The organism is Flavobacterium glaciei (assembly GCF_003350545.1).
Taxonomy (GTDB): Bacteria; Bacteroidota; Bacteroidia; order Flavobacteriales; family Flavobacteriaceae; genus Flavobacterium; species Flavobacterium glaciei.
In genome coordinates, this window is the sequence record NZ_QQBA01000016.1 from 34,604 (window position 1) to 52,480 (window position 17,877).

At 32.5% G+C, this 17,877-nt stretch carries 21 protein-coding genes; 14 read left to right on the plus strand and 7 right to left on the minus strand.

Annotated features, from left to right (window positions below; all coding sequences use genetic code 11):
- Nucleotides 1–112 precede the first annotated feature (112 nt).
- The 4 genes from DFR66_RS12270 to guaA all read right to left on the minus strand — a co-directional run bounded on the left by DFR66_RS12270 (nucleotide 113) and on the right by guaA (nucleotide 4,497).
- On the minus strand, nucleotides 113–346 hold the full coding sequence (locus DFR66_RS12270) for a DUF3820 family protein (RefSeq protein WP_114755128.1): 234 nt from the start codon (nucleotides 344–346) through the stop codon (nucleotides 113–115).
- Between the two features lie 73 nt (nucleotides 347–419).
- Entirely contained in the window at nucleotides 420–821 is a 402-nt protein-coding gene (locus DFR66_RS12275) for an OsmC family protein (RefSeq protein ID WP_114755129.1), read from the minus strand.
- Between the two features lie 60 nt (nucleotides 822–881).
- The gene (locus DFR66_RS12280; RefSeq protein WP_317048676.1) at nucleotides 882–2,840 is read right to left on the minus strand and encodes a PBP1 and LysM peptidoglycan-binding domain-containing protein; all 1,959 of its coding nucleotides are present in this window, start codon (nucleotides 2,838–2,840) and stop codon (nucleotides 882–884) included.
- A gap of 127 nt (nucleotides 2,841–2,967) precedes the next feature.
- Nucleotides 2,968–4,497, minus strand: a complete 1,530-nt coding sequence (gene guaA / locus DFR66_RS12285; protein WP_114755131.1) for a glutamine-hydrolyzing GMP synthase — start codon at nucleotides 4,495–4,497, stop codon at nucleotides 2,968–2,970.
- 172 nt (nucleotides 4,498–4,669) lie between these two features.
- On the opposite strand from guaA, the gene DFR66_RS12290 reads away from it, so the two are divergent.
- Entirely contained in the window at nucleotides 4,670–5,197 is a 528-nt protein-coding gene (locus DFR66_RS12290) for a hypothetical protein (protein ID WP_114755132.1), read from the plus strand.
- A 26-nt stretch (nucleotides 5,198–5,223) separates the two neighbouring features.
- On the opposite strand, the gene DFR66_RS12295 is transcribed toward DFR66_RS12290, so the two are convergent.
- Together DFR66_RS12295 and DFR66_RS12300 are read right to left on the minus strand one after the other, a co-directional pair.
- Nucleotides 5,224–5,919, minus strand: a complete 696-nt coding sequence (locus DFR66_RS12295) for a hypothetical protein (protein WP_114755133.1) — start codon at nucleotides 5,917–5,919, stop codon at nucleotides 5,224–5,226.
- Between the two features lie 118 nt (nucleotides 5,920–6,037).
- Nucleotides 6,038–6,643: a hypothetical protein gene (locus DFR66_RS12300; protein WP_114755134.1), complete on the minus strand. Its 606-nt coding sequence runs from the start codon at nucleotides 6,641–6,643 to the stop codon at nucleotides 6,038–6,040.
- A gap of 281 nt (nucleotides 6,644–6,924) precedes the next feature.
- On the opposite strand from DFR66_RS12300, the gene DFR66_RS12305 reads away from it, so the two are divergent.
- The 6 genes from DFR66_RS12305 (at nucleotide 6,925) to DFR66_RS12330 (ending at nucleotide 12,771) form a co-directional block, all read left to right on the plus strand.
- Entirely contained in the window at nucleotides 6,925–7,335 is a 411-nt protein-coding gene (locus tag DFR66_RS12305) for a RidA family protein (RefSeq protein ID WP_114755135.1), read from the plus strand.
- Between the two features lie 62 nt (nucleotides 7,336–7,397).
- The gene (locus tag DFR66_RS12310) at nucleotides 7,398–8,627 is read left to right on the plus strand and encodes a voltage-gated chloride channel family protein (protein ID WP_394336354.1); all 1,230 of its coding nucleotides are present in this window, start codon (nucleotides 7,398–7,400) and stop codon (nucleotides 8,625–8,627) included.
- Between the two features lie 69 nt (nucleotides 8,628–8,696).
- Entirely contained in the window at nucleotides 8,697–9,701 is a 1,005-nt protein-coding gene (locus DFR66_RS12315) for a DHH family phosphoesterase (protein ID WP_114755137.1), read from the plus strand.
- Nucleotides 9,702–9,704: 3 nt separating this feature from the next.
- Entirely contained in the window at nucleotides 9,705–10,358 is a 654-nt protein-coding gene (gene gldI / locus DFR66_RS12320) for a gliding motility-associated peptidyl-prolyl isomerase GldI (protein ID WP_114755138.1), read from the plus strand.
- A gap of 122 nt (nucleotides 10,359–10,480) precedes the next feature.
- Nucleotides 10,481–11,605: a peptidylprolyl isomerase gene (locus tag DFR66_RS12325; RefSeq protein ID WP_114755139.1), complete on the plus strand. Its 1,125-nt coding sequence runs from the start codon at nucleotides 10,481–10,483 to the stop codon at nucleotides 11,603–11,605.
- A gap of 32 nt (nucleotides 11,606–11,637) precedes the next feature.
- The gene (locus DFR66_RS12330; RefSeq protein ID WP_114755140.1) at nucleotides 11,638–12,771 is read left to right on the plus strand and encodes a peptidylprolyl isomerase; all 1,134 of its coding nucleotides are present in this window, start codon (nucleotides 11,638–11,640) and stop codon (nucleotides 12,769–12,771) included.
- Nucleotides 12,772–12,954: 183 nt separating this feature from the next.
- Here the strand turns inward: DFR66_RS12330 and DFR66_RS12335 are convergent, their stop codons facing one another.
- Complete coding sequence (locus tag DFR66_RS12335) at nucleotides 12,955–13,395, minus strand: hypothetical protein (protein WP_114755141.1); 441 nt, start codon at nucleotides 13,393–13,395, stop codon at nucleotides 12,955–12,957.
- Between the two features lie 286 nt (nucleotides 13,396–13,681).
- On the opposite strand from DFR66_RS12335, the gene xerA reads away from it, so the two are divergent.
- From xerA to DFR66_RS12370, 7 genes are all read left to right on the plus strand, one after another.
- The gene (xerA, locus tag DFR66_RS12340; RefSeq protein ID WP_114755142.1) at nucleotides 13,682–14,725 is read left to right on the plus strand and encodes a site-specific tyrosine recombinase/integron integrase; all 1,044 of its coding nucleotides are present in this window, start codon (nucleotides 13,682–13,684) and stop codon (nucleotides 14,723–14,725) included.
- A gap of 303 nt (nucleotides 14,726–15,028) precedes the next feature.
- Nucleotides 15,029–15,673 carry an SHOCT domain-containing protein gene (locus DFR66_RS12345; protein ID WP_114755143.1) on the plus strand — a complete coding sequence of 215 codons (645 nt, stop codon included), beginning with the start codon at nucleotides 15,029–15,031 and terminating at the stop codon, nucleotides 15,671–15,673.
- Between the two features lie 77 nt (nucleotides 15,674–15,750).
- Nucleotides 15,751–16,080: a DUF2752 domain-containing protein gene (locus DFR66_RS14185; RefSeq protein ID WP_394336355.1), complete on the plus strand. Its 330-nt coding sequence runs from the start codon at nucleotides 15,751–15,753 to the stop codon at nucleotides 16,078–16,080.
- Nucleotides 16,073–16,525 (plus strand): SHOCT domain-containing protein, encoded by a 453-nt coding sequence (locus DFR66_RS12355; protein ID WP_114755145.1) that lies wholly within the window; start codon nucleotides 16,073–16,075, stop codon nucleotides 16,523–16,525. Before DFR66_RS14185 ends, DFR66_RS12355 begins: the two co-directional genes overlap by 8 nt.
- Entirely contained in the window at nucleotides 16,518–17,015 is a 498-nt protein-coding gene (locus DFR66_RS12360) for a hypothetical protein (protein WP_114755146.1), read from the plus strand. Before DFR66_RS12355 ends, DFR66_RS12360 begins: the two co-directional genes overlap by 8 nt.
- A 72-nt stretch (nucleotides 17,016–17,087) precedes the next feature.
- Nucleotides 17,088–17,363: a hypothetical protein gene (locus DFR66_RS12365; RefSeq protein ID WP_114755147.1), complete on the plus strand. Its 276-nt coding sequence runs from the start codon at nucleotides 17,088–17,090 to the stop codon at nucleotides 17,361–17,363.
- A 3-nt stretch (nucleotides 17,364–17,366) separates the two neighbouring features.
- A complete protein-coding gene (locus tag DFR66_RS12370; RefSeq protein ID WP_114755148.1) occupies nucleotides 17,367–17,618 on the plus strand; it encodes a hypothetical protein in 252 nt (83 codons plus the stop codon).
- The last annotated feature ends 259 nt before the right edge of the window (nucleotides 17,619–17,877 follow it).

A 17,877-nucleotide genomic window follows, 5' to 3' on the forward strand; every position in this document is an offset into this window, starting at 1 on the left:
AAAAATACAATTATAAATTGAGAAAAAGCTAATTTGAAAATGAGATAATTTTGAAATTTAAGAATTATTAAACGTTCCAATTTAAAATTCAGAACATTATAGAATTCATAAATTATAGCGGTTTTGGGTATCTTTTTTTAATATTTCGTATTAATTCTTCTAATCCGTTTAATTTTAGCTCATAAATTAATTGGAGCTGCTGCCCTAACTCACCATTGGGAAATCCTTTATTGCTGTACCATACCACATAATATTCAGGCAAGTCAATCAGATACTTTCCTTCGTATTTACCAAAAGGCATTTTGGTGTGGGCTAACTTGATGAGTTGTTTTTGATTTTGATCCATTTTCTAATAAAAAAAGCAATAGACAAGAAACATATATCAATTATGTTTCTTGTCTATTGCTTCAAAAGTCTAATTATTTCCAGTTAAAATCTATTCGTTTCTCTATTTCAGGATGCAAACTTAGAAAAACAGGACAGGTCATCGCAACTCTTTCCAGTATCATTCTGTTTTTTACCTCAGCAGTTCCATACATCTCAAAGGCAATTTCTATTGCTCCAATACGCCTTGGTTCTGCATTCATAATTTTGATTACTTCTGCAGTAGAGCCTTTTAAATCTAACTCCATATCCCGCGCTTTAATCCCCATTATAGTCATCATACAAGTAGCCAGAGCATTGGCCACAGTATCCGTAGGAGAAAAAGCCTCACCTTTACCATTATTATCAACTGGAGCATCCGAAAGAATTTCTGTTCCAGATTGTACATGAATCGAAGAGGTTCTTAAATCCCCTAAGTAGGTTACTTTTGATGTCATAATATTACTATTTTATTATACTATCTTTACTAAACACAAATTACCTAATAATGAAGACTTTTAATTAGCTTCTTTTATTGTTAAATCAGTGTCATAATACAAAACGTACACTCCATTATTAATAAAGCCCCCGTTTTCTTTTTTGTAAAATTCGAACTTATTATCTACTTGCTCCGTAGCTGTAGTTTCAATCGTTTCTTGATATTTCTTGTCTTGTGACAATCGCATCATGGTATCAAAAGTAACATCAAAACCTCGCGTTGCAAATGCACTAGGATAAACTTTGTTCTTCTTTTTAAACTCTTTTTCAAAAACTAATGCTTCAGGAGATTCGTTTTCGCGAGTTACAGAAGGATACATTAATTTTAATTTAGTTAAATTCACAAAATTAATTTCATCAGTATCCAATGTTTCATTGGGTTCCAGAATGACTAACTGTACTCTGTAAGTAGCCATAGCACTTAACATAGCTGCTATTGTTGATTTTATCATTCCAGTATTTCCTGTTTCCATCACAACATAGTTTATTTTGTCTTTTACAAATAAACTTTTCAAATTTTCAGCTGAAACACCACCATTTGCAGTGAGCGCCGAAAATCGTACATCTTTATGATTTTCTTTGATAAACTGAATAACCGAACCTTTTTTCTTATCGACAACTGCAACAATATTTCCGCCTTTAGAACGCATGTAATCAAACATGACATTTTTGACTGCTTCTGTACCTGGAATAGATTGAAAAATATTAGCGTATGAAATTCCTAATTCTTTTGATAATGGTGAAATTACAGGAACTTGATTAGGCAACAATAATTCAGCTGCTTTTTCAACATTGTTCTGATAAAAAGGTCCTATGATTGCATCTGAATCTTCTAAATCGTTGCTTTTTATTAAGGAAGCAACATTAGAACTATTTTTTGTTTCCTGCGAATCAAATATACTTACATCAATATTAAGTCCTAAAGTTTTAGCAGAATCAATAGCAATTAATGCTCCTGCATAAAAATCCAATGTCATGTTCAGAAATTTATCTTTTTTGAGACGCATTGCTGTCGAATTGACTGTATCGCCCTCAATTTTTGAAATATTGAAAGGCAAAAGCAATACTAATTTTTTTCTGTCATTACTTCGGTTGTTATTAGACAATTCTGAGTGTTCCTTTTTAGCTTCTTGGGCAAAGACAATTGTAGCAGGAACCTTTAAGACCATACCCTCAATAACTCCTTCTGACAAAAGAGGATTCATAGCTATTAATTCCTCTTGAGTTACACCAACCATTTTAGATAAACTGTATAATGTTTCTTTTGGTTTTACAACATAATTCATATAATTCGTGGCAACCGTATTTTTAGCTGTTGTTGTAGCTACAATTTCTTTTTTAGGTTCTACCGCTACCGTTGTTTTATTTTCTTTGGGTCCCGAAGTTTCGGGTTTGCCTTTTATCAATAATTTGAATCCTTCAGGTAAATTAGATACTACTTCTGGATTCTTGCGTTCTAATTCTTCAATAGTAATTCCATATTGCTTTGCGATTGAATACTTGGTTTCTTTAGGAAGTACATAGTGATAGACAGTTTTTGTTTGAACTGGAGTGTTATTTTTTAAAGCAACATTGGAAGGAATCGTAAGTACCTGTCCTATTTGCAATCCATCTTTTTCCAAAAACGGATTTGCTTGTTTTAATGCTTCGTCAGAAACACCATATTTTTTTCCGATACCGTACAAAGTTTCTTTTGGTGCTACTTCATGGCTAATCCCTTTTGTGTTTGGCTTAGCTTGAACTGCAACTTTTTGTCTGCCGTTGTTTTTTGGAATTAGCAAAACACTATTGGGTTTTAAACCACTTAGTGCATCTGGATTTAATTGGTAAATATCATACGGCGTAACGCTATACTTTATTGCAATCTGAGCGATTGTCTCTCCTTTCTCTACTTTATGCGTAGTTGTTTTTTCTTGTGAAAAAACACTGTTATTAAAAAATAAAGCCGTTATACAAATCGCAAAAAAATATTTCATCATTTTATATATAAAATTATTCAATCATTAAAAACGGAACGGTATCAAATTTTATTCCAAAAATCTGATACCGTTTTATAAAGAACATTAAAACAATGATGTTCAAAAGATGCTATTAAAATCTAAATTATTATTCCCACTCAATTGTTGCTGGCGGTTTTGAACTAATGTCGTACACCACTCTATTGACTCCTTTTACTTTATTGATGATATCATTAGAAACTTTCATCAAGAAATCATAAGGCAAATGTACCCAGTCAGCTGTCATACCATCTGTAGATTCTACCGCACGAAGTGCAATAACTTTCTCATAAGTACGCTCATCGCCCATTACACCTACACTATTAACGGGAAGCAAAATAGCTCCTGCCTGCCATACTTTATCGTACAATCCCCAAGATTTCAATCCGTCAATAAAAACGGCATCTACATCTTGCAAAATTTGTACTTTTTCAGGCGTAATATCTCCTAAAATTCTAATAGACAATCCTGGTCCTGGGAAAGGATGCCTTCCTAGTAATTCTGGATCAATTCCTAATGTAGCACCTACTCTGCGCACTTCATCTTTGAAAAGCATGCGCAAAGGTTCCACAATTTTTAATTTCATGTAATCTGGCAAACCGCCCACATTATGGTGTGATTTGATAGTCGCCGAAGGACCTTTTACTGAAACTGATTCAATAACATCAGGATAGATTGTTCCTTGTGCTAGCCATTTTACATCTTCGATAAGGTGTGATTCATCATCAAAAACTTCGATAAATACACGTCCTATGATTTTACGTTTGGTTTCCGGGTCACTCACTCCTGCTAACTCAGATAAGAAACGATCACCAGCATCAACTCCTTTTACGTTTAATCCCATTCCTTTGTATTGATCTAATACGTTTTGAAATTCGTTTTTGCGAAGCAAACCGTTATTTACAAAAATACAGTACAGGTTTTTTCCGATAGCTTGGTGCAATAAAACTGCCGCCACGGTAGAATCTACTCCTCCAGAAAGACCCAAAACGACTTTATCGTCTTGTAATTTTTCTTTTAATTCTGCCACCATTTCCTCAACAAAAGCATTTGGCGTAAAATTTTGAGGAACTTCAGCTATTTTTACTAAAAAGTTTTCTAGCATTTTCGATCCATCGGTAGAGTGAAATACTTCTGGATGGTATTGAATTGCATAAGTGGTCTCCCCTTCAATTTTGTAAGCGGCAAACTCCACATCATGAGTACTTGCCAGTTTTACACCATTAGTAGGCAAAGCTTTGATACTGTCGCTATGACTCATCCACACTTGGCTATTCTCTGAAACTCCTTCAAAGAAAACTTCATTCTCTTTTATATAAGACAAATTAGCTCTACCGTATTCTCTCGTGTTTGAAGCAGCTACTTCTCCACCACTAAAATGCGATAAATATTGTGCCCCGTAACAAACGGCTAACAGAGGTAGTTTTCCTCTAATTTGAGATAAATCAGGATGTGGCGCATCCTCTCCTCTTACAGAAAAAGGGCTACCTCCTAGAATTACTGCTTTATAAGATGATAAATCACTCGGAAAATGATTGTAAGGGAAGATTTCGCAGAATATATTTAATTCGCGAACTCTACGCGCAATAAGCTGTGTATATTGCGATCCGAAATCTAAAATAAGTACGTTGTGTTGCATGCGCAAAAATACTTTTTATATTTTGAATTGAAAAATTGATTTTTGAAAAATATTCTATTAATTTGTAATACTTAAATTATCATCTAAAAATCAAGTTAAATAGCGTTAAAAAAACCTATTCAGTATAATTTTCGTAAGTAAATTAACTAATATAAAACAAAATAATCTTAGTATGAAAACAAAAATCTATTTATCAATCGTAGCTGCACTTCTTTTAATTACCTCGTGTAATGTAATTGATGATCTATTGACCTTTTCACTAGACAATCAAACAACAGTAACAATTCCATCCGGCTTTCCTGTCAACACCGCTTTTAATTTAGTTACCCCAGACGTACCGTCTAATTCCAGTACCGAATTTAAAAACAACAATACAAACGCTGAATTAGTTAAAGATGTAAAGTTAAGTGAGATGAAATTAACGATAACAAATCCGGCCAACAAATCATTTTCTTTTTTGAAATCGATACATATTTATATATCAACAAATAATAGTGACGAGATTGAGCTGGCTTTTTTAGACGATATCAATTCAACTTCAAACACTTTAAATTTGACATGTACCACTTCAAAATTAGACACATACATTAAAGCTTCTAGTTTTAAATTAAGAACAGAAGTATTAACCAAAGAAACAATTACACAAGACATTTCTGTAAAAGCAGATATGAAATTTAGAGTTACTGCTGATCCTTTTTAAAAGGTCAGCAGTACTAATAATGTACTTTATTCTTTGATAATTATAAATTTACCTTTTACTCCTGCATCCCAATTTTCCCAATAATCAGATTTGATAAATTTTCCTTCTGCATCATAAATTTGGAATTCAGCTGTATTACCTCCTAATGTACCTTTATTGAGAGCTTCAATTTCAAATGTATTTAAACCATCGATAAAAAATATTTTAAATTCCTGGAAATTATCTTTCATTAACAATCTATCTGCTACAACAATACCATTCATTGTTGCTTTTGCTAAGTCTCCATCAATTTGTCCAAAATCACGATATTTAATTACAAAGTATTCTGATTTAGTCCTTATTTCTCCAAAATTGACATTGATTTTAACTAAATATCTAGAATCTTCCTTCAAACCCTGCCTTACTAGTGTTTTATCTAAATCCTTTTCCATTTTGTCCATATAAACATCTCCTGGATTAATAAATTCATTTTTTGGAGTCATGTTTATAGTTTTTTCTTCTCCAATCTTTAATACTGAAGAAGGAGTTTTGATTTCAGGACTTTTAAAAACATTTGGAGTATAAATTGGCGGTATCTCAGTTTCAGGAGGAACTACTTTTTTAATTTTAGGAGCATTATTTTTAAGAGGAATTGCTTTAAATTTTTTATTAAACTCCATTTGGCTGTAGCCTGTTGAAGAAATACCAATACCTATTATTATTAAAAAAAGAATCTGTTTCATATTAAGAGAATATTGAGAAGTCAATATTTATTAAAAATTTAATACTAAAAGCACTATTTATTCGACAAAAATAAAACAAATTACATTTATTAGTTATCGAATTTAAAAAAGAACATCACTAATCTTTCATTAGTATTAAGGTACCTTTATAATCTGTACCAAGGTTCCATTGACTGGAAGAAATAATACTTCCCTTATCATCATACACTTCAAATTCAGCTGTATTAGGAGATGCAAATCCTTCATTTAATGCCTCAAAATCAATCTTATTTAATCCTTTTTCTAATTTTATCTCAAAACCTTTAAACACGCTATCCAAGACAACCTCGTAGTCTATTACTTTATCGTTTAAATATATTCTAATTTTATCACCATCAACATAAGCAGCATCGCGATATCTTACTTTTGCAGTAAGAGAACCCGTTTTATAACTACCTAAATTTTGGTTTCTATTGTAATTAACAACATCTAAACTTACTGGTTTATCAATAATTTTAGCCGTGTTTAATAAGCTGGTTTTAGGTACTTCTGCTGTAAATTCTTGCTTTTTTATATCTTTTTGACTTATGTTTTTTGGTAAATCTACTTTTGGGAGGATACCATTTTTTATTTTAGGAGCATTATCTTTGGGTGGAATGGGCGTAAATTTTGAACTAAATTCATTCTGAGCATATCCGCTGAAAAACATACTAATTGCAATACATAAATATAAAATCCTTTTCATAACTTTTTTCGAATTAGTTTATAAGTGCTCGTGATTTTTTAAAAAAAGTAGTCAATTAAAGTGACTGATTAAAATCTAATTTAATATTCATTAATAACCTTCAATTTCTAGATTTATTGCGTTTTAGAACCTAAAAATTCCTAACAATTATATACGAAAATTGAATTTTTTATTAAAAAATTACTGTTTCTAACTTCACTATTTTTTATAAATTGCAAATATTATGCCATACCAAAAAATGCATTTAAACAAAGCAAAATAACACCTAAACACTATTAAAAATGAAAAGAGAAAATATCTTGACAGGTTCACCATGGGAGGACAAAATGGGGTATTGCCGGGCGGTACGCATAGGAAACCTAATTGAAGTATCAGGAACTGTTGCCATTATTGATGGTGAAAAAGTAAAAGCTGACGATGCTCATGCTCAAACTTTAAACATTTTAGAACGCGTAGAAAAAGTTTTAGAAGACCTAGATGCAAGTATGAATGATGTCATTCGTACCCGAATATTTACAACAGATATTTCCACATTTGAAGCCGTTGCTACCGCTCATGCTAAATTTTTTAAAGACATAAAACCTACTACCGGTTTTTATGGTATAAACCAACTGGTAGCACCTGAATTTTTAGTTGAAATCGAATTTACTGCTATTGCTTCTGAAAAACCATCAATTAAAGAAGTTTTATAATACTTTTGTAAAAAATCACTTCTCTTACTAAGGTAATGAATACAGAATACGTTAAAAAAATTATGCTTATCACACTCAAATGGATTTTCATTTGTGTTTTGATAGGCCTTTTTTCTGGATCAGCATCTGCCTTTTTTTTAGTCGCTTTAGATTGGGTTTCACAGTATCGTGAGCAGAATTACTTTATGATTTGGCTTTTACCCATAGGCGGTTTGATTATAGGATTGAGCTATTACTACTGGGGAAAATCAGTGGTCAAAGGGAATAACTTATTGCTGGAAGAATACGAAAATCCACAAAGTACAATTCCGTTAAAAATGGCCCCTTTAGTCCTTTTCGGAACTTTAATCACCCATATTTTTGGCGGTTCTGCCGGTCGCGAAGGAACAGCAGTTCAAATGGGTGGCGCTATTGCCGACCAATTTACTGGAATTTTCAAACTGGATAATAAAGCCCGAAAAACAGTACTCATTTTAGGAATTAGCGCTGGTTTTGCTTCGATTTTTGGAACACCATTAGCTGGAGCATTATTTGCCTTGGAGGTTGTTTATTTTAGTAAAATCAATATCAAGAGCATTATTCTTTCTTTTCTTGTTGCTTACATCGCGTATTACACGGTTGAATTATGGGAAGTACAACATACCCATTATGCAATTCCTTTTGTACCAGAAATTAGTTTCATCACTTTGATTTGGGTACTGCTTGTAAGTGTTTTATTTGGCTTAGCCGCTATGCTTTTTTCCAGAAGCACACACTTTTGGGGACATTTATTTTCTAAAATCATATCGTATCCGCCACTCCGCCCGTTTGTAGGAGGTTGTTTCATTGCAGTAGCGGTATATTTAATTGGAACCACAAAATACATCGGACTTGGAATTCCTATGATTGTTGATTCTTTTTCGAATCCCAATGCTTCGTATGATTTTCTTTTGAAAATTCTCTTTACGGGATTTACCCTTGGAGCCGGATTTAAAGGTGGCGAAGTGACTCCTCTATTTTTCATTGGTGCCACATTAGGTAGTGCTTTATCGCTTGTAGTTCCGTTGCCTATTGCGCTTTTAGCAGGAATGGGATTTGTAGCGGTGTTTTCGGGAGCAACCCACACGCCCATTGCTTGTACGGTGATGGGAATGGAACTTTTCGGGATAGAAAGCGGCATTTTTATTGGAATTGCTTGTATTATAGCATATTTTTCTTCGGGGTCAGTGGGAATCTACAATGCTCAAATCGTTAAAGGAGCAAAATACCATTTGTATCAAAAATTAAAAAGAAAAAACAGTGAGCTTTTGTAACATTGTAAAAGTTTGTTAATTACACAAATGTTTTCAACATTACATTAAAAAAATGTAATTTCGCAATCTATGAAAATACAAGACATACAAGCGATACAGTTGTTATTATCAACTCCAAAAAAGATTGCCATAATCCCACACCGAGGCCCTGATGGCGATGCAATGGGTTCTACCTTAGGATTATATCATTTTTTATTAAAAAACAATCACTATCCTACAGTGATTTCTCCTAATGAATTTCCAGATTTTCTAGCATGGATGCCCGGCTCAGAGACATTAAAAATATACGAAAAAGACAAAGAAAACTGCACAAAAATACTGGAAGAAGCAGAACTTATTTTTACATTAGATTTTAATGCTTTGCACCGCACAGGCGAAATGGAACATGTTTTAGCCAAGCTAGAAGCGCCGTTTATCATGATTGATCATCATCAAAAACCTGATGATTATGCCACATTTACCTATTCTGACACCTCGTTTGGTTCCACTTGTGAAATGATTTACAATTTCATTTTATTTCTTGGAAAAAAAGAAGACATCGATACCACAATAGGAACTTGCATTTACACCGGAATTCTTACTGATTCTGGTTCTTTTCGTTTCCCAAAAACAACTGGAACTACTCATAGAATTGTGGCCGAATTAATAGATTTGGGCGTCGAAAATACTGAAATTCCAAACTTATTGTTTGACAACAGTTCTTTTGGACGATTACAAATATTAGGAAGAGCGCTTCAAAATATGAAAGTATTGACAGCACATAAAACCACGTACACTACGCTTACTCAAGAAGAATTAAATTCATTTGATTATATAAAAGGCGATACCGAAGGAATTGTAAACTACGGATTGAGCATAAAAGGAATCGTTTTTACTGCTATATTTATCGAAAATAAAGAAGAGCAAATCATCAAGATATCATTTCGTTCACAAGGCGATTTTGATGTCAATCAATTTGCTAGAGATCATTTTAATGGTGGTGGACATCGCAATGCTGCCGGAGGAAAATCAGAAGTATCGATGGAAGAAACGATACTGAAATTTGAAGGTTTAGTAACAACGCTAAAAATATAACAGATGTCAAAATTTAGTACGTTTATCGTATTTGGGTTCTTTTTATTCCTACTCGCTTCGAGTTGTAAGCAGCATCAAGATGCCCGAAAGCCGATATCGCAGTCTTCAGGAAGCTTTATGAAAAAATCAATTGCGCGCAATAAAAAACTCGTTGCTAACGAAGAAACTCAAATTGAAGCATTAATCAAAAGCAATCTAAATGAAAAATATATTGCTTCCAAGAAAGGATATTGGTACACTTATGAAATAAAAAATGAAGTGGATACCCTTAATCCAAAAAAAGGGGATGTCGCATTTTTTGACTATGAAATTAAAGATTTAAAAGGTGCTTTAATTTATTCTGAAGTAGAATTAAGACCTCAAATCTATTATGTAGACAAACAAAACATCATGATGGGATTGCGTGATGGTATTAAACTAATGCGTAAAAAAGAGAAAGTAAGCTTCCTTTTTCCATCAAATATGGGATATGGCTACCATGGTGACGACAAAAAAATTGGTACAAATCAACCCTTAATTTGCACGGTAACTTTACGTGATTTTAAATCTGAAGCCCAGTATAAAAAAGAAAATCAAGTTCAGCCTAAAGTAATACCTACAGCTGCTAAACTAGAAACCAAAGCCGTTGTAAAACCCACTGATACGATAACTCAATAAAATTAAAAGTAGAAATAAAATCGCCATGATTCAATCCCGATCCCGAAGTTTCGGAACGGGACAAAAACAATAAAAAACAATGGCGATACCAAATACCATTATAAAACAAATATAAAATTAGTATGAAAAAAAAGATCTTATTCGCATTCCTAGTTATTGCTTCCTTTTTCTCTTGTAAAGACGAACACAACAATCTTCCTGATGGTTTATATGCAAAAATAGAAACCAATAAAGGGGAAATTATTGTACAATTAGATTTCGATAAAGCACCTATAACTGTTGCCAATTATGTAACATTGGCCGAGGGGAAAAATGAATTTGTCACCAATGAAAACCTTAAAGGCAAACCATTTTTTGAAGGATTAAAATTTCATCGCGTAATTCCGGAATTCATGATTCAAACTGGTGATCCTTTAGGAACTGGTTCTGGAGATACCGGTTATAAATTTAAAGACGAATTCTCAGATTTAAGATTTGACAAAGGTGGTGTTTTAGCAATGGCCAATAATGGACCTACAACAAACAGCAGTCAGTTTTTTATCACACATCTTGCCACACCTTGGTTAGACGGAAAGCATACTATTTTTGGACATGTTGTTGAAAAAGGAATGGATGTTGTGAACAAAATTGTACAAAATGATTACATTATTAAGGTGACTATTATCAGAAATGGTGAAGCTGCTAAGAAATTCAACGCTGTAAAAATATTCAATGATTACTTTGCTGTAGAATCTGAAAATCAAAAGAAAAAAGCAGCTATCGACGCAGAAAACAAACGAGTATACAACGAAAAATACAAAGTAGTTCGCGAACAAAAAGTAGCACAATTTGCTGAACTAAAGGCAAAAGCAACTAAAACACCTACAGGATTGCAATATGTAATCACAAAGAAAGGTGCCGGTAAAAAACCAGCTAATGGCGCTAATGTTTTCATTCACTACGCAGGTTTCCTGGAAGACGGAGAATTATTTGATGCTAGTGTAGAAAATGTGTCTAAAACATTTGGGAAATATGATGAAAACAGAGCCGCTCAAAACGGGTACCAACCCATCCCATTTCAAGCCGGTAAAAAAGATGGCATGATTCCTGGTTTCATAGAAGGACTGGAGCAATTATCTTTTGGTGACAAAGCTGTAATTTTTATCCCATCCCGTTTAGGATATGGAGCAGCAGGTGCTGGTGGCGTGATTCCACCCAATGCCAATATCATTTTTGAAATCGAATTATTAGAAAAAATGCCTCAATAATATTAAAAATTAAGCCTTTAAAATCGCACAACATGAAATTTAAAATTCTGTTTTTATTATTTCTGGGAATGGTCAACGTACATTCTCAAACGGTAAAGAAATCTATTCCTGTCAAAAAACCTGTAACTACTGCAAAAGCCACTGTAAAAACGCCAGTAAAATCAACAGTAAAACCTGTGGTAAAAGCTCCAGCGGTAATCGAAGGGATTTTTGCAACAATTTCTACAAACAAAGGTGATATTGTATTGGAATTAGAATACAAAAAAACTCCGGTAACGGTAGCAAACTTCATTGCACTAGCCGAAGGTAAAAATACATTTGTCACGCAAGAAAACCTTAAGGGAAAACCCTTCTTTGATGGTTTAAAGTTTCACCGTGTCATCAAAGACTTCATGATTCAAGGAGGAGATCCTTCTGGTAATGGCTCTGGTAGTCCAGGTTATGCATTCAAGGATGAAATTACTGATTTAAAACACAATAAAGGAGGAATTCTTTCTATGGCTAATTCTGGACCTGCTACAAATGGAAGCCAGTTTTTTATTACTCACAAAGACACCCCATGGTTAGATGGAAAACATACTGTTTTTGGTCACGTTACAGAGGGTATGAATGTGGTAAACTCCATTGCACAAAATGATGTAATTACAAAAATTACCATCGTAAGAAAAGGCGCTTTGGCTAAGAAATTTGATGCCCCAAAAGTGTTTGCAGATTATTTTAACAATAAAGCCGAAGACGCTAAAAAAGAAGTTGAGCAGAAATTAGCTAAATATAAACAAAATACTGAAGCTAACTTTTTAGCTTATCCAAAAGTGGCAGTAGAATTTTCAAATGCAAAAACAACTGCAAGCGGACTAAAATATATTGTATTACAAGAAGGAACAGGAGAATCCCCTATAGCATCAAGTAATGTAAAAGTACATTACACGGGTATGCTTTTAGACGGAAAAATTTTTGACAGCAGCGTACAACGTGGTGAACCAATTAGCTTTGGTTTAAACCAAGTAATAAAAGGTTGGACTGAAGGTGTTCAATTAATGAAAGAAGGCGCTAAGTATAAATTCTATATTCCATCCTATTTAGCTTATGGGGAACAAAGCGCAGGTGGTGTGATTCCACCAAATTCAGACTTAATTTTCGAAGTAGAACTTCTTAAAATTAACTAATAATAAAAACATTCGTTTACATCAAAAAACCCGTCTCATTCCTAAAAACGAGACGGGTTTTTTATGTACTATCATTCTAAAAATCACTTAACTCTTACAAGAACTTCTATTTCTTATATGGTTAGATTGTAAACACGTAAGAAATATAAGTTCTAAATTAAACAGACCACTACTTTTAGACTATTACTTCTTTCCAAATTTCCAGTCAAATTCATCTTTTTGATTGATAATGGCACCTATCTCAAATTTTACCACTTCATCAAATTCTGTTTGAAAAATCATCCAGTTTTCCTCGTTAAAATAGTTTTCAAAGGTATCAAACTCTTCCTGAGTAAATTTAGTAATACCTTTGACAGCTAAATCTTTTTTGACTTCACTTATTTTTCTGTTGATTATTTTATACCCAAAAACTTCTAATTCTGGACTCGACGCTACGATATACCCCAACTTAAAATCTTCCTCAACATAGAACGTCAATCGCATTTTTAGTTTATTGTAAGCAAAAATCACATTGTCATCCTCGTCCTTATAATTACGGTCTGGTTTGCCGTAAACCGCTGTAACATCATTTTGTTTCATTCCGAAAATGAGCTTGTCAATTCCGTTTTTTGGATTTATTTTCATATTCTAATTTTCCGCCAAAGTTCGCAAAGTTTTTCGCAAAGTCCACTACCTTTTTATTTAAAAAATTAGTGCCCAACAAATACTGCTACTGATTCTAAAAATAACAATTTGGGCGTGACCCTCTAAAAAAATCGGGTCGGGCTATCCGCTTCAATCTCCCGAAGAAAAATCGGGAGGATTTCCGCTTTTATCCCTCACGCAAAAGCCTCGACACTTTAAGAAACTTTAATTTAATATAACAATATTTGCAAAAATCACTATCTTTCATTCACAAAATCAACACAATATGACTTGGTCAGCAAAACTTATAAAACACAATAGCGAAAGTAGAATTGCCGTCTATTTTGAAAAAAATCAAGACTTAATTGCCCGCATCAAGCAAATAGCAGGAGCCCGATGGAGCCAGCAAAAAACGGTTTGGCACCTACCCGATACCATCGAAAATAGAGAACGTTTCAAGATAGAACCCCTTAAAAATTCTCTTCCTTCCGCCGAGGGAATCATTCAAATAGAGAAATTCATACAATGGCTATCGTCAAAAAGATATAGTCCCAGCACCATAAAAACCTATAGCGAAGCGCTCAAATCATTTTTAATATTTTACCGAGAAAAACCCATTGCTGAGATCAATAACGAGGATGTGATTATCTATAACAACGAGTATATTTTGAAGAATAACCTATCGGCTTCGTATCAAAATCAGATTATCAACGCGATAAAGCTGTTTTTTATAACAGTAAGAGAAACCAAGATTGACATTGATAAAATTCACCGTCCCAAACGAGCGAAACTATTACCAAATGTGCTGAGCAAAGAAGAAGTAAAATTAATTCTGAACGCTCATAGCAATATCAAACACAAAATGATGTTAAGCTTAATTTATAGTTGTGGTTTGCGCCGAAGCGAACTTTTAAATTTAAAACCTGCTGATATAGATTCTAAAAGAGGCATTGTAATTATTCGTCAAAGCAAAGGTAAAAAAGACCGAATTGCTCCTTTGTCACCAAAAATATTAGAAATGCTCCGAGAATATTATACAGGATATAAACCAAAAACTTGGCTATTTGAGGGCCAAAACGAGAATACAAAATATGATGAACGCAGTTTATCTAATGTACTCAAACAAGCATTAACAAAATCCCGAATAAGCAAACCCGTAAGTTTACACTGGCTACGACATAGCTATGCCACTCATCTACTCGAAAGCGGAACTGATTTGCGCTACATACAGGAATTATTAGGGCATAGCAGCAGTAAAACTACTGAGATTTACACGCACGTTAGTACAAAAAGTTTGCAACAAATAAAGAGTCCCTTTGATGATTTGTAATATTTATTTTATACTTTAGCTAAATGGATACTAGACCTTTCTATGGCATAAAGCCAACCTTAATTGGGTAGATTAGAGCCATTTTATGGCTGGTATAAACGAGTTACCTGCAAGCACCAATCAGAATCGAGAATCTAACGTAATAAATTATATCGCAAAACATTAAAATTTAAGCCACAAATAATGAAAAACATTACCAACAATTCTCTGTTTTTATTTTTTCCACACTCCTTTTTTTAACAAATTTTAGTCAACATACTGTCTAATATCTGTTTTTATTAAATCACTTTAATTCTATATACAATGCCTAATAAACTTGACAAATTAAATGAACTTAACGAGTTGTTGAAATCAGGAGCTATTTCACAACAAGAATTTGAATCTCTAAAAACAGAAATAATTAACAGCCAAAGCATTAACCCCAACTCCGAGAAACCTGAGACAAAAAATAATATAGAAAAAAATGTTGACAAAGAGAAAATTAGTTTAAAATCGTTTACAGATAATGGGGGCATTTTTATTAAAGCTCCAGATATTCAGTATCTCAACATAAAAGATATATCAAATTCAAATATTGAAATACTAAAACCATTTATAAGACAAAAGCAAATTCATTCTCCTGCTGAAATGACTAGCGATGAAATTACAATTGGAAATAAAATTTTTAGTGCTTTAGAAATTGCAGAAATGAATTCTGAAAGACCCGGTTTCAACTATGCCTTTGGTTCGATAGTTAGTGTCTTCTGTTCAGGTGTGGCTCTTTATTTTATCACAATTTCACCTTGTTTTATTATACTTGGTGCAGGATCAAGTTTAATTACTTCGCTTATTATTTCAATTACAACTTTAAACAAAGTTGACGCAACAAAACTTGATAAAATGTTTTCTTACATTGCATTAGCATTAGGAGTAATTGCTATTGTTGTTTATTTAAATTCGGGTGAATGAAATTAAGCAAAACAAATTTAAATACTGCTGAAACGTATAATTTAGCTAATAAAATGCTATTATTTATATTGCTATCAATGTTTTTGTATCCACTATTAACTGCGTATTTAAATCTTGGTTTTTCTTGCCAATATAAATTAATCTTTGGTACTGAATGTCGTTCGTGTGGTTTAACTCGTGGATTACGAAACTGTCTGAAGTTTGACTTTTCAACTGCAAATAAATTTAATGCTCAATCAACTTTCGTTTTTCTAATAATTATAATTCAAATAATACTTCGTATTTCATTGATATTCATTTTAAAAAACAAATATTTATCAACCCAAAAAAACATAATCAAAATCGCATCTTTTGATGTATTTATTATTATATCATTATTAATTTTTAACTTAAAATACTATGGATAAACTTGAAAACTTAAAAAAACTAAAACAACTGCTTGACGATGGGGTTCTTTCAGAAAAAGAATATTCTGAAATGAAAAATGAAATTCTATCAAAAACAGATGATGACGTAAAATCATCATTAGAAACACCTATCACGGAAAATAAAAAAAATAAAACAGGAACATTAACTGTAGGTTTCAAAGGGCAATGGTTTTTATTTGATGCAAAAACACAATTATTTGTAAACAACGTGTTGCATTCTACTCATTCCACCAAACAAGGTTTTAGCGTTCAAATACCTATCTCCTCCGAAAGCATTTCAATTAAAGTAGTGTTGATGTCCATAAAATCAACCGTATATGAATTAGAAGAACTTGATAAATCAAAAGACTATTCATTAGGCTTAATATATGATTCAGCTTGGGGCAAATACAGTAATAAATTTAATATCGTAGAAAATGGTTAAGGTAAAAGTTAAACAGAATGTATCAAACAAACCAAAATATTTTTTATTGATATTTGGTTTTGCAATTATAATGATGATTTTCACCTTTGGAACAGATAAAATTTCTGAGGTATTTCGTAATTTAAATGGCAGTTCAAACAACAACTCTTCACAGATTGAATCAATACTTTCAAAACAAGAAAACTTACTAACTATAGATGAATGGAAAAAAATAGCGGATTATAGAGCGCAAGAATTTTATGAATGTACCAAGGATTTAGCTAAAGATTTGGAGAGTTATGCTGTTTTTGAAAATTGTTCCCGACAGTATAACAATGCTTGGGTTGTATTTCAACTTGGAATTGATGAAAAATCTAACCTAACTTATGAACAGCGTGAACAGTTGAAGGAGTATTGGAAGAAAACAGAAGATGATATGAGAGGAAAGGTTATTAAGTTAGCTGAGGAAAAAGAAAAAAAACTAAGACCAAATAGGTATAATGATAATTAATTAGCTAAACAAAATACTATTTACTTATTATAAAACTGCTTTACATTCTCTTTAAATTAATAAATAAAAAATATGATAAACAATTCAGACGAATTATATGATGAAATAATGAAAAACAAGCCAAATGAAATTAGGCTTGTTCTTTCCAAAATAGATGAAATTCTTGCAAAAGATTTGAAAAATGAAGATTACGAAGATTGTGCAAGATTGAGAGATATGAAAGAGCCATTAAATAAATTTCTAAAAAATGAACTCCAATACAATGACATTAAAGACGATTTATCATTTGCAAACGAAAAAATTGGCGGTTTGATTAATGATGCAATTTTAAGAGCTAAAAACAAATAAAATATGGAGACATTTAAAAACAAAGTAATTGAAATTTTTAATAGTAAAAATGAAAATTTCAAACGAAGTCTTACCCGTGAATTTCAAAAAGAAGAACCACAAAAGACCAATCCTACATTATACAAGTATAGAGAAATATTAATTTTTGATATTCTTAAAGAAATTTCTGAAAACAATGATGATTTAATCAATGGTATTGAGAATCCAATGAACTTGATAGAAGAGTATCTATTTAATCATATAAATTCGTATTAATATGGTAAATTTAAAATAACACAATAAACAGAAAGCCAGCAGGTAACACACGCTACAAGCAATTTGGGGATTTGGCTTAATTTAAAGTTGGTCTTGTATTTGGAAAATTTGTGTTTATCCGAAGATTTGGCTTCCTTAATCCCAAACTGCTTGTAGCGCGAGAACGTCAGGCTGTGAAAAAACCCCGTTTTCATTTCTTTTTTACCTTATAGAACTGCTATAAACTGGTTCTAGGCTAAGCTAATTTTTGAGGTTCTTT

What these genes read in the sequence shown, in the direction of transcription:
- DFR66_RS12270 (WP_114755128.1), bottom strand. Translation starts at nt 346, where the DNA reads ATGGATCAAAATCAAAAACAACTCATCAAGTTAGCCCACACCAAAATG.
- DFR66_RS12275 (WP_114755129.1), bottom strand. Translation starts at nt 821, where the DNA reads ATGACATCAAAAGTAACCTACTTAGGGGATTTAAGAACCTCTTCGATT.
- DFR66_RS12280 (WP_317048676.1), bottom strand. Translation starts at nt 2,840, where the DNA reads ATGATGAAATATTTTTTTGCGATTTGTATAACGGCTTTATTTTTTAAT.
- guaA (WP_114755131.1), bottom strand. Translation starts at nt 4,497, where the DNA reads ATGCAACACAACGTACTTATTTTAGATTTCGGATCGCAATATACACAG.
- DFR66_RS12290 (WP_114755132.1), top strand. Translation starts at nt 4,670, where the DNA reads ATGAAAACAAAAATCTATTTATCAATCGTAGCTGCACTTCTTTTAATT.
- DFR66_RS12295 (WP_114755133.1), bottom strand. Translation starts at nt 5,919, where the DNA reads ATGAAACAGATTCTTTTTTTAATAATAATAGGTATTGGTATTTCTTCA.
- DFR66_RS12300 (WP_114755134.1), bottom strand. Translation starts at nt 6,643, where the DNA reads ATGAAAAGGATTTTATATTTATGTATTGCAATTAGTATGTTTTTCAGC.
- DFR66_RS12305 (WP_114755135.1), top strand. Translation starts at nt 6,925, where the DNA reads ATGAAAAGAGAAAATATCTTGACAGGTTCACCATGGGAGGACAAAATG.
- DFR66_RS12310 (WP_394336354.1), top strand. Translation starts at nt 7,398, where the DNA reads ATGCTTATCACACTCAAATGGATTTTCATTTGTGTTTTGATAGGCCTT.
- DFR66_RS12315 (WP_114755137.1), top strand. Translation starts at nt 8,697, where the DNA reads ATGAAAATACAAGACATACAAGCGATACAGTTGTTATTATCAACTCCA.
- gldI (WP_114755138.1), top strand. Translation starts at nt 9,705, where the DNA reads ATGTCAAAATTTAGTACGTTTATCGTATTTGGGTTCTTTTTATTCCTA.
- DFR66_RS12325 (WP_114755139.1), top strand. Translation starts at nt 10,481, where the DNA reads ATGAAAAAAAAGATCTTATTCGCATTCCTAGTTATTGCTTCCTTTTTC.
- DFR66_RS12330 (WP_114755140.1), top strand. Translation starts at nt 11,638, where the DNA reads ATGAAATTTAAAATTCTGTTTTTATTATTTCTGGGAATGGTCAACGTA.
- DFR66_RS12335 (WP_114755141.1), bottom strand. Translation starts at nt 13,395, where the DNA reads ATGAAAATAAATCCAAAAAACGGAATTGACAAGCTCATTTTCGGAATG.
- xerA (WP_114755142.1), top strand. Translation starts at nt 13,682, where the DNA reads ATGACTTGGTCAGCAAAACTTATAAAACACAATAGCGAAAGTAGAATT.
- DFR66_RS12345 (WP_114755143.1), top strand. Translation starts at nt 15,029, where the DNA reads ATGCCTAATAAACTTGACAAATTAAATGAACTTAACGAGTTGTTGAAA.
- DFR66_RS14185 (WP_394336355.1), top strand. Translation starts at nt 15,751, where the DNA reads ATGTTTTTGTATCCACTATTAACTGCGTATTTAAATCTTGGTTTTTCT.
- DFR66_RS12355 (WP_114755145.1), top strand. Translation starts at nt 16,073, where the DNA reads ATGGATAAACTTGAAAACTTAAAAAAACTAAAACAACTGCTTGACGAT.
- DFR66_RS12360 (WP_114755146.1), top strand. Translation starts at nt 16,518, where the DNA reads ATGGTTAAGGTAAAAGTTAAACAGAATGTATCAAACAAACCAAAATAT.
- DFR66_RS12365 (WP_114755147.1), top strand. Translation starts at nt 17,088, where the DNA reads ATGATAAACAATTCAGACGAATTATATGATGAAATAATGAAAAACAAG.
- DFR66_RS12370 (WP_114755148.1), top strand. Translation starts at nt 17,367, where the DNA reads ATGGAGACATTTAAAAACAAAGTAATTGAAATTTTTAATAGTAAAAAT.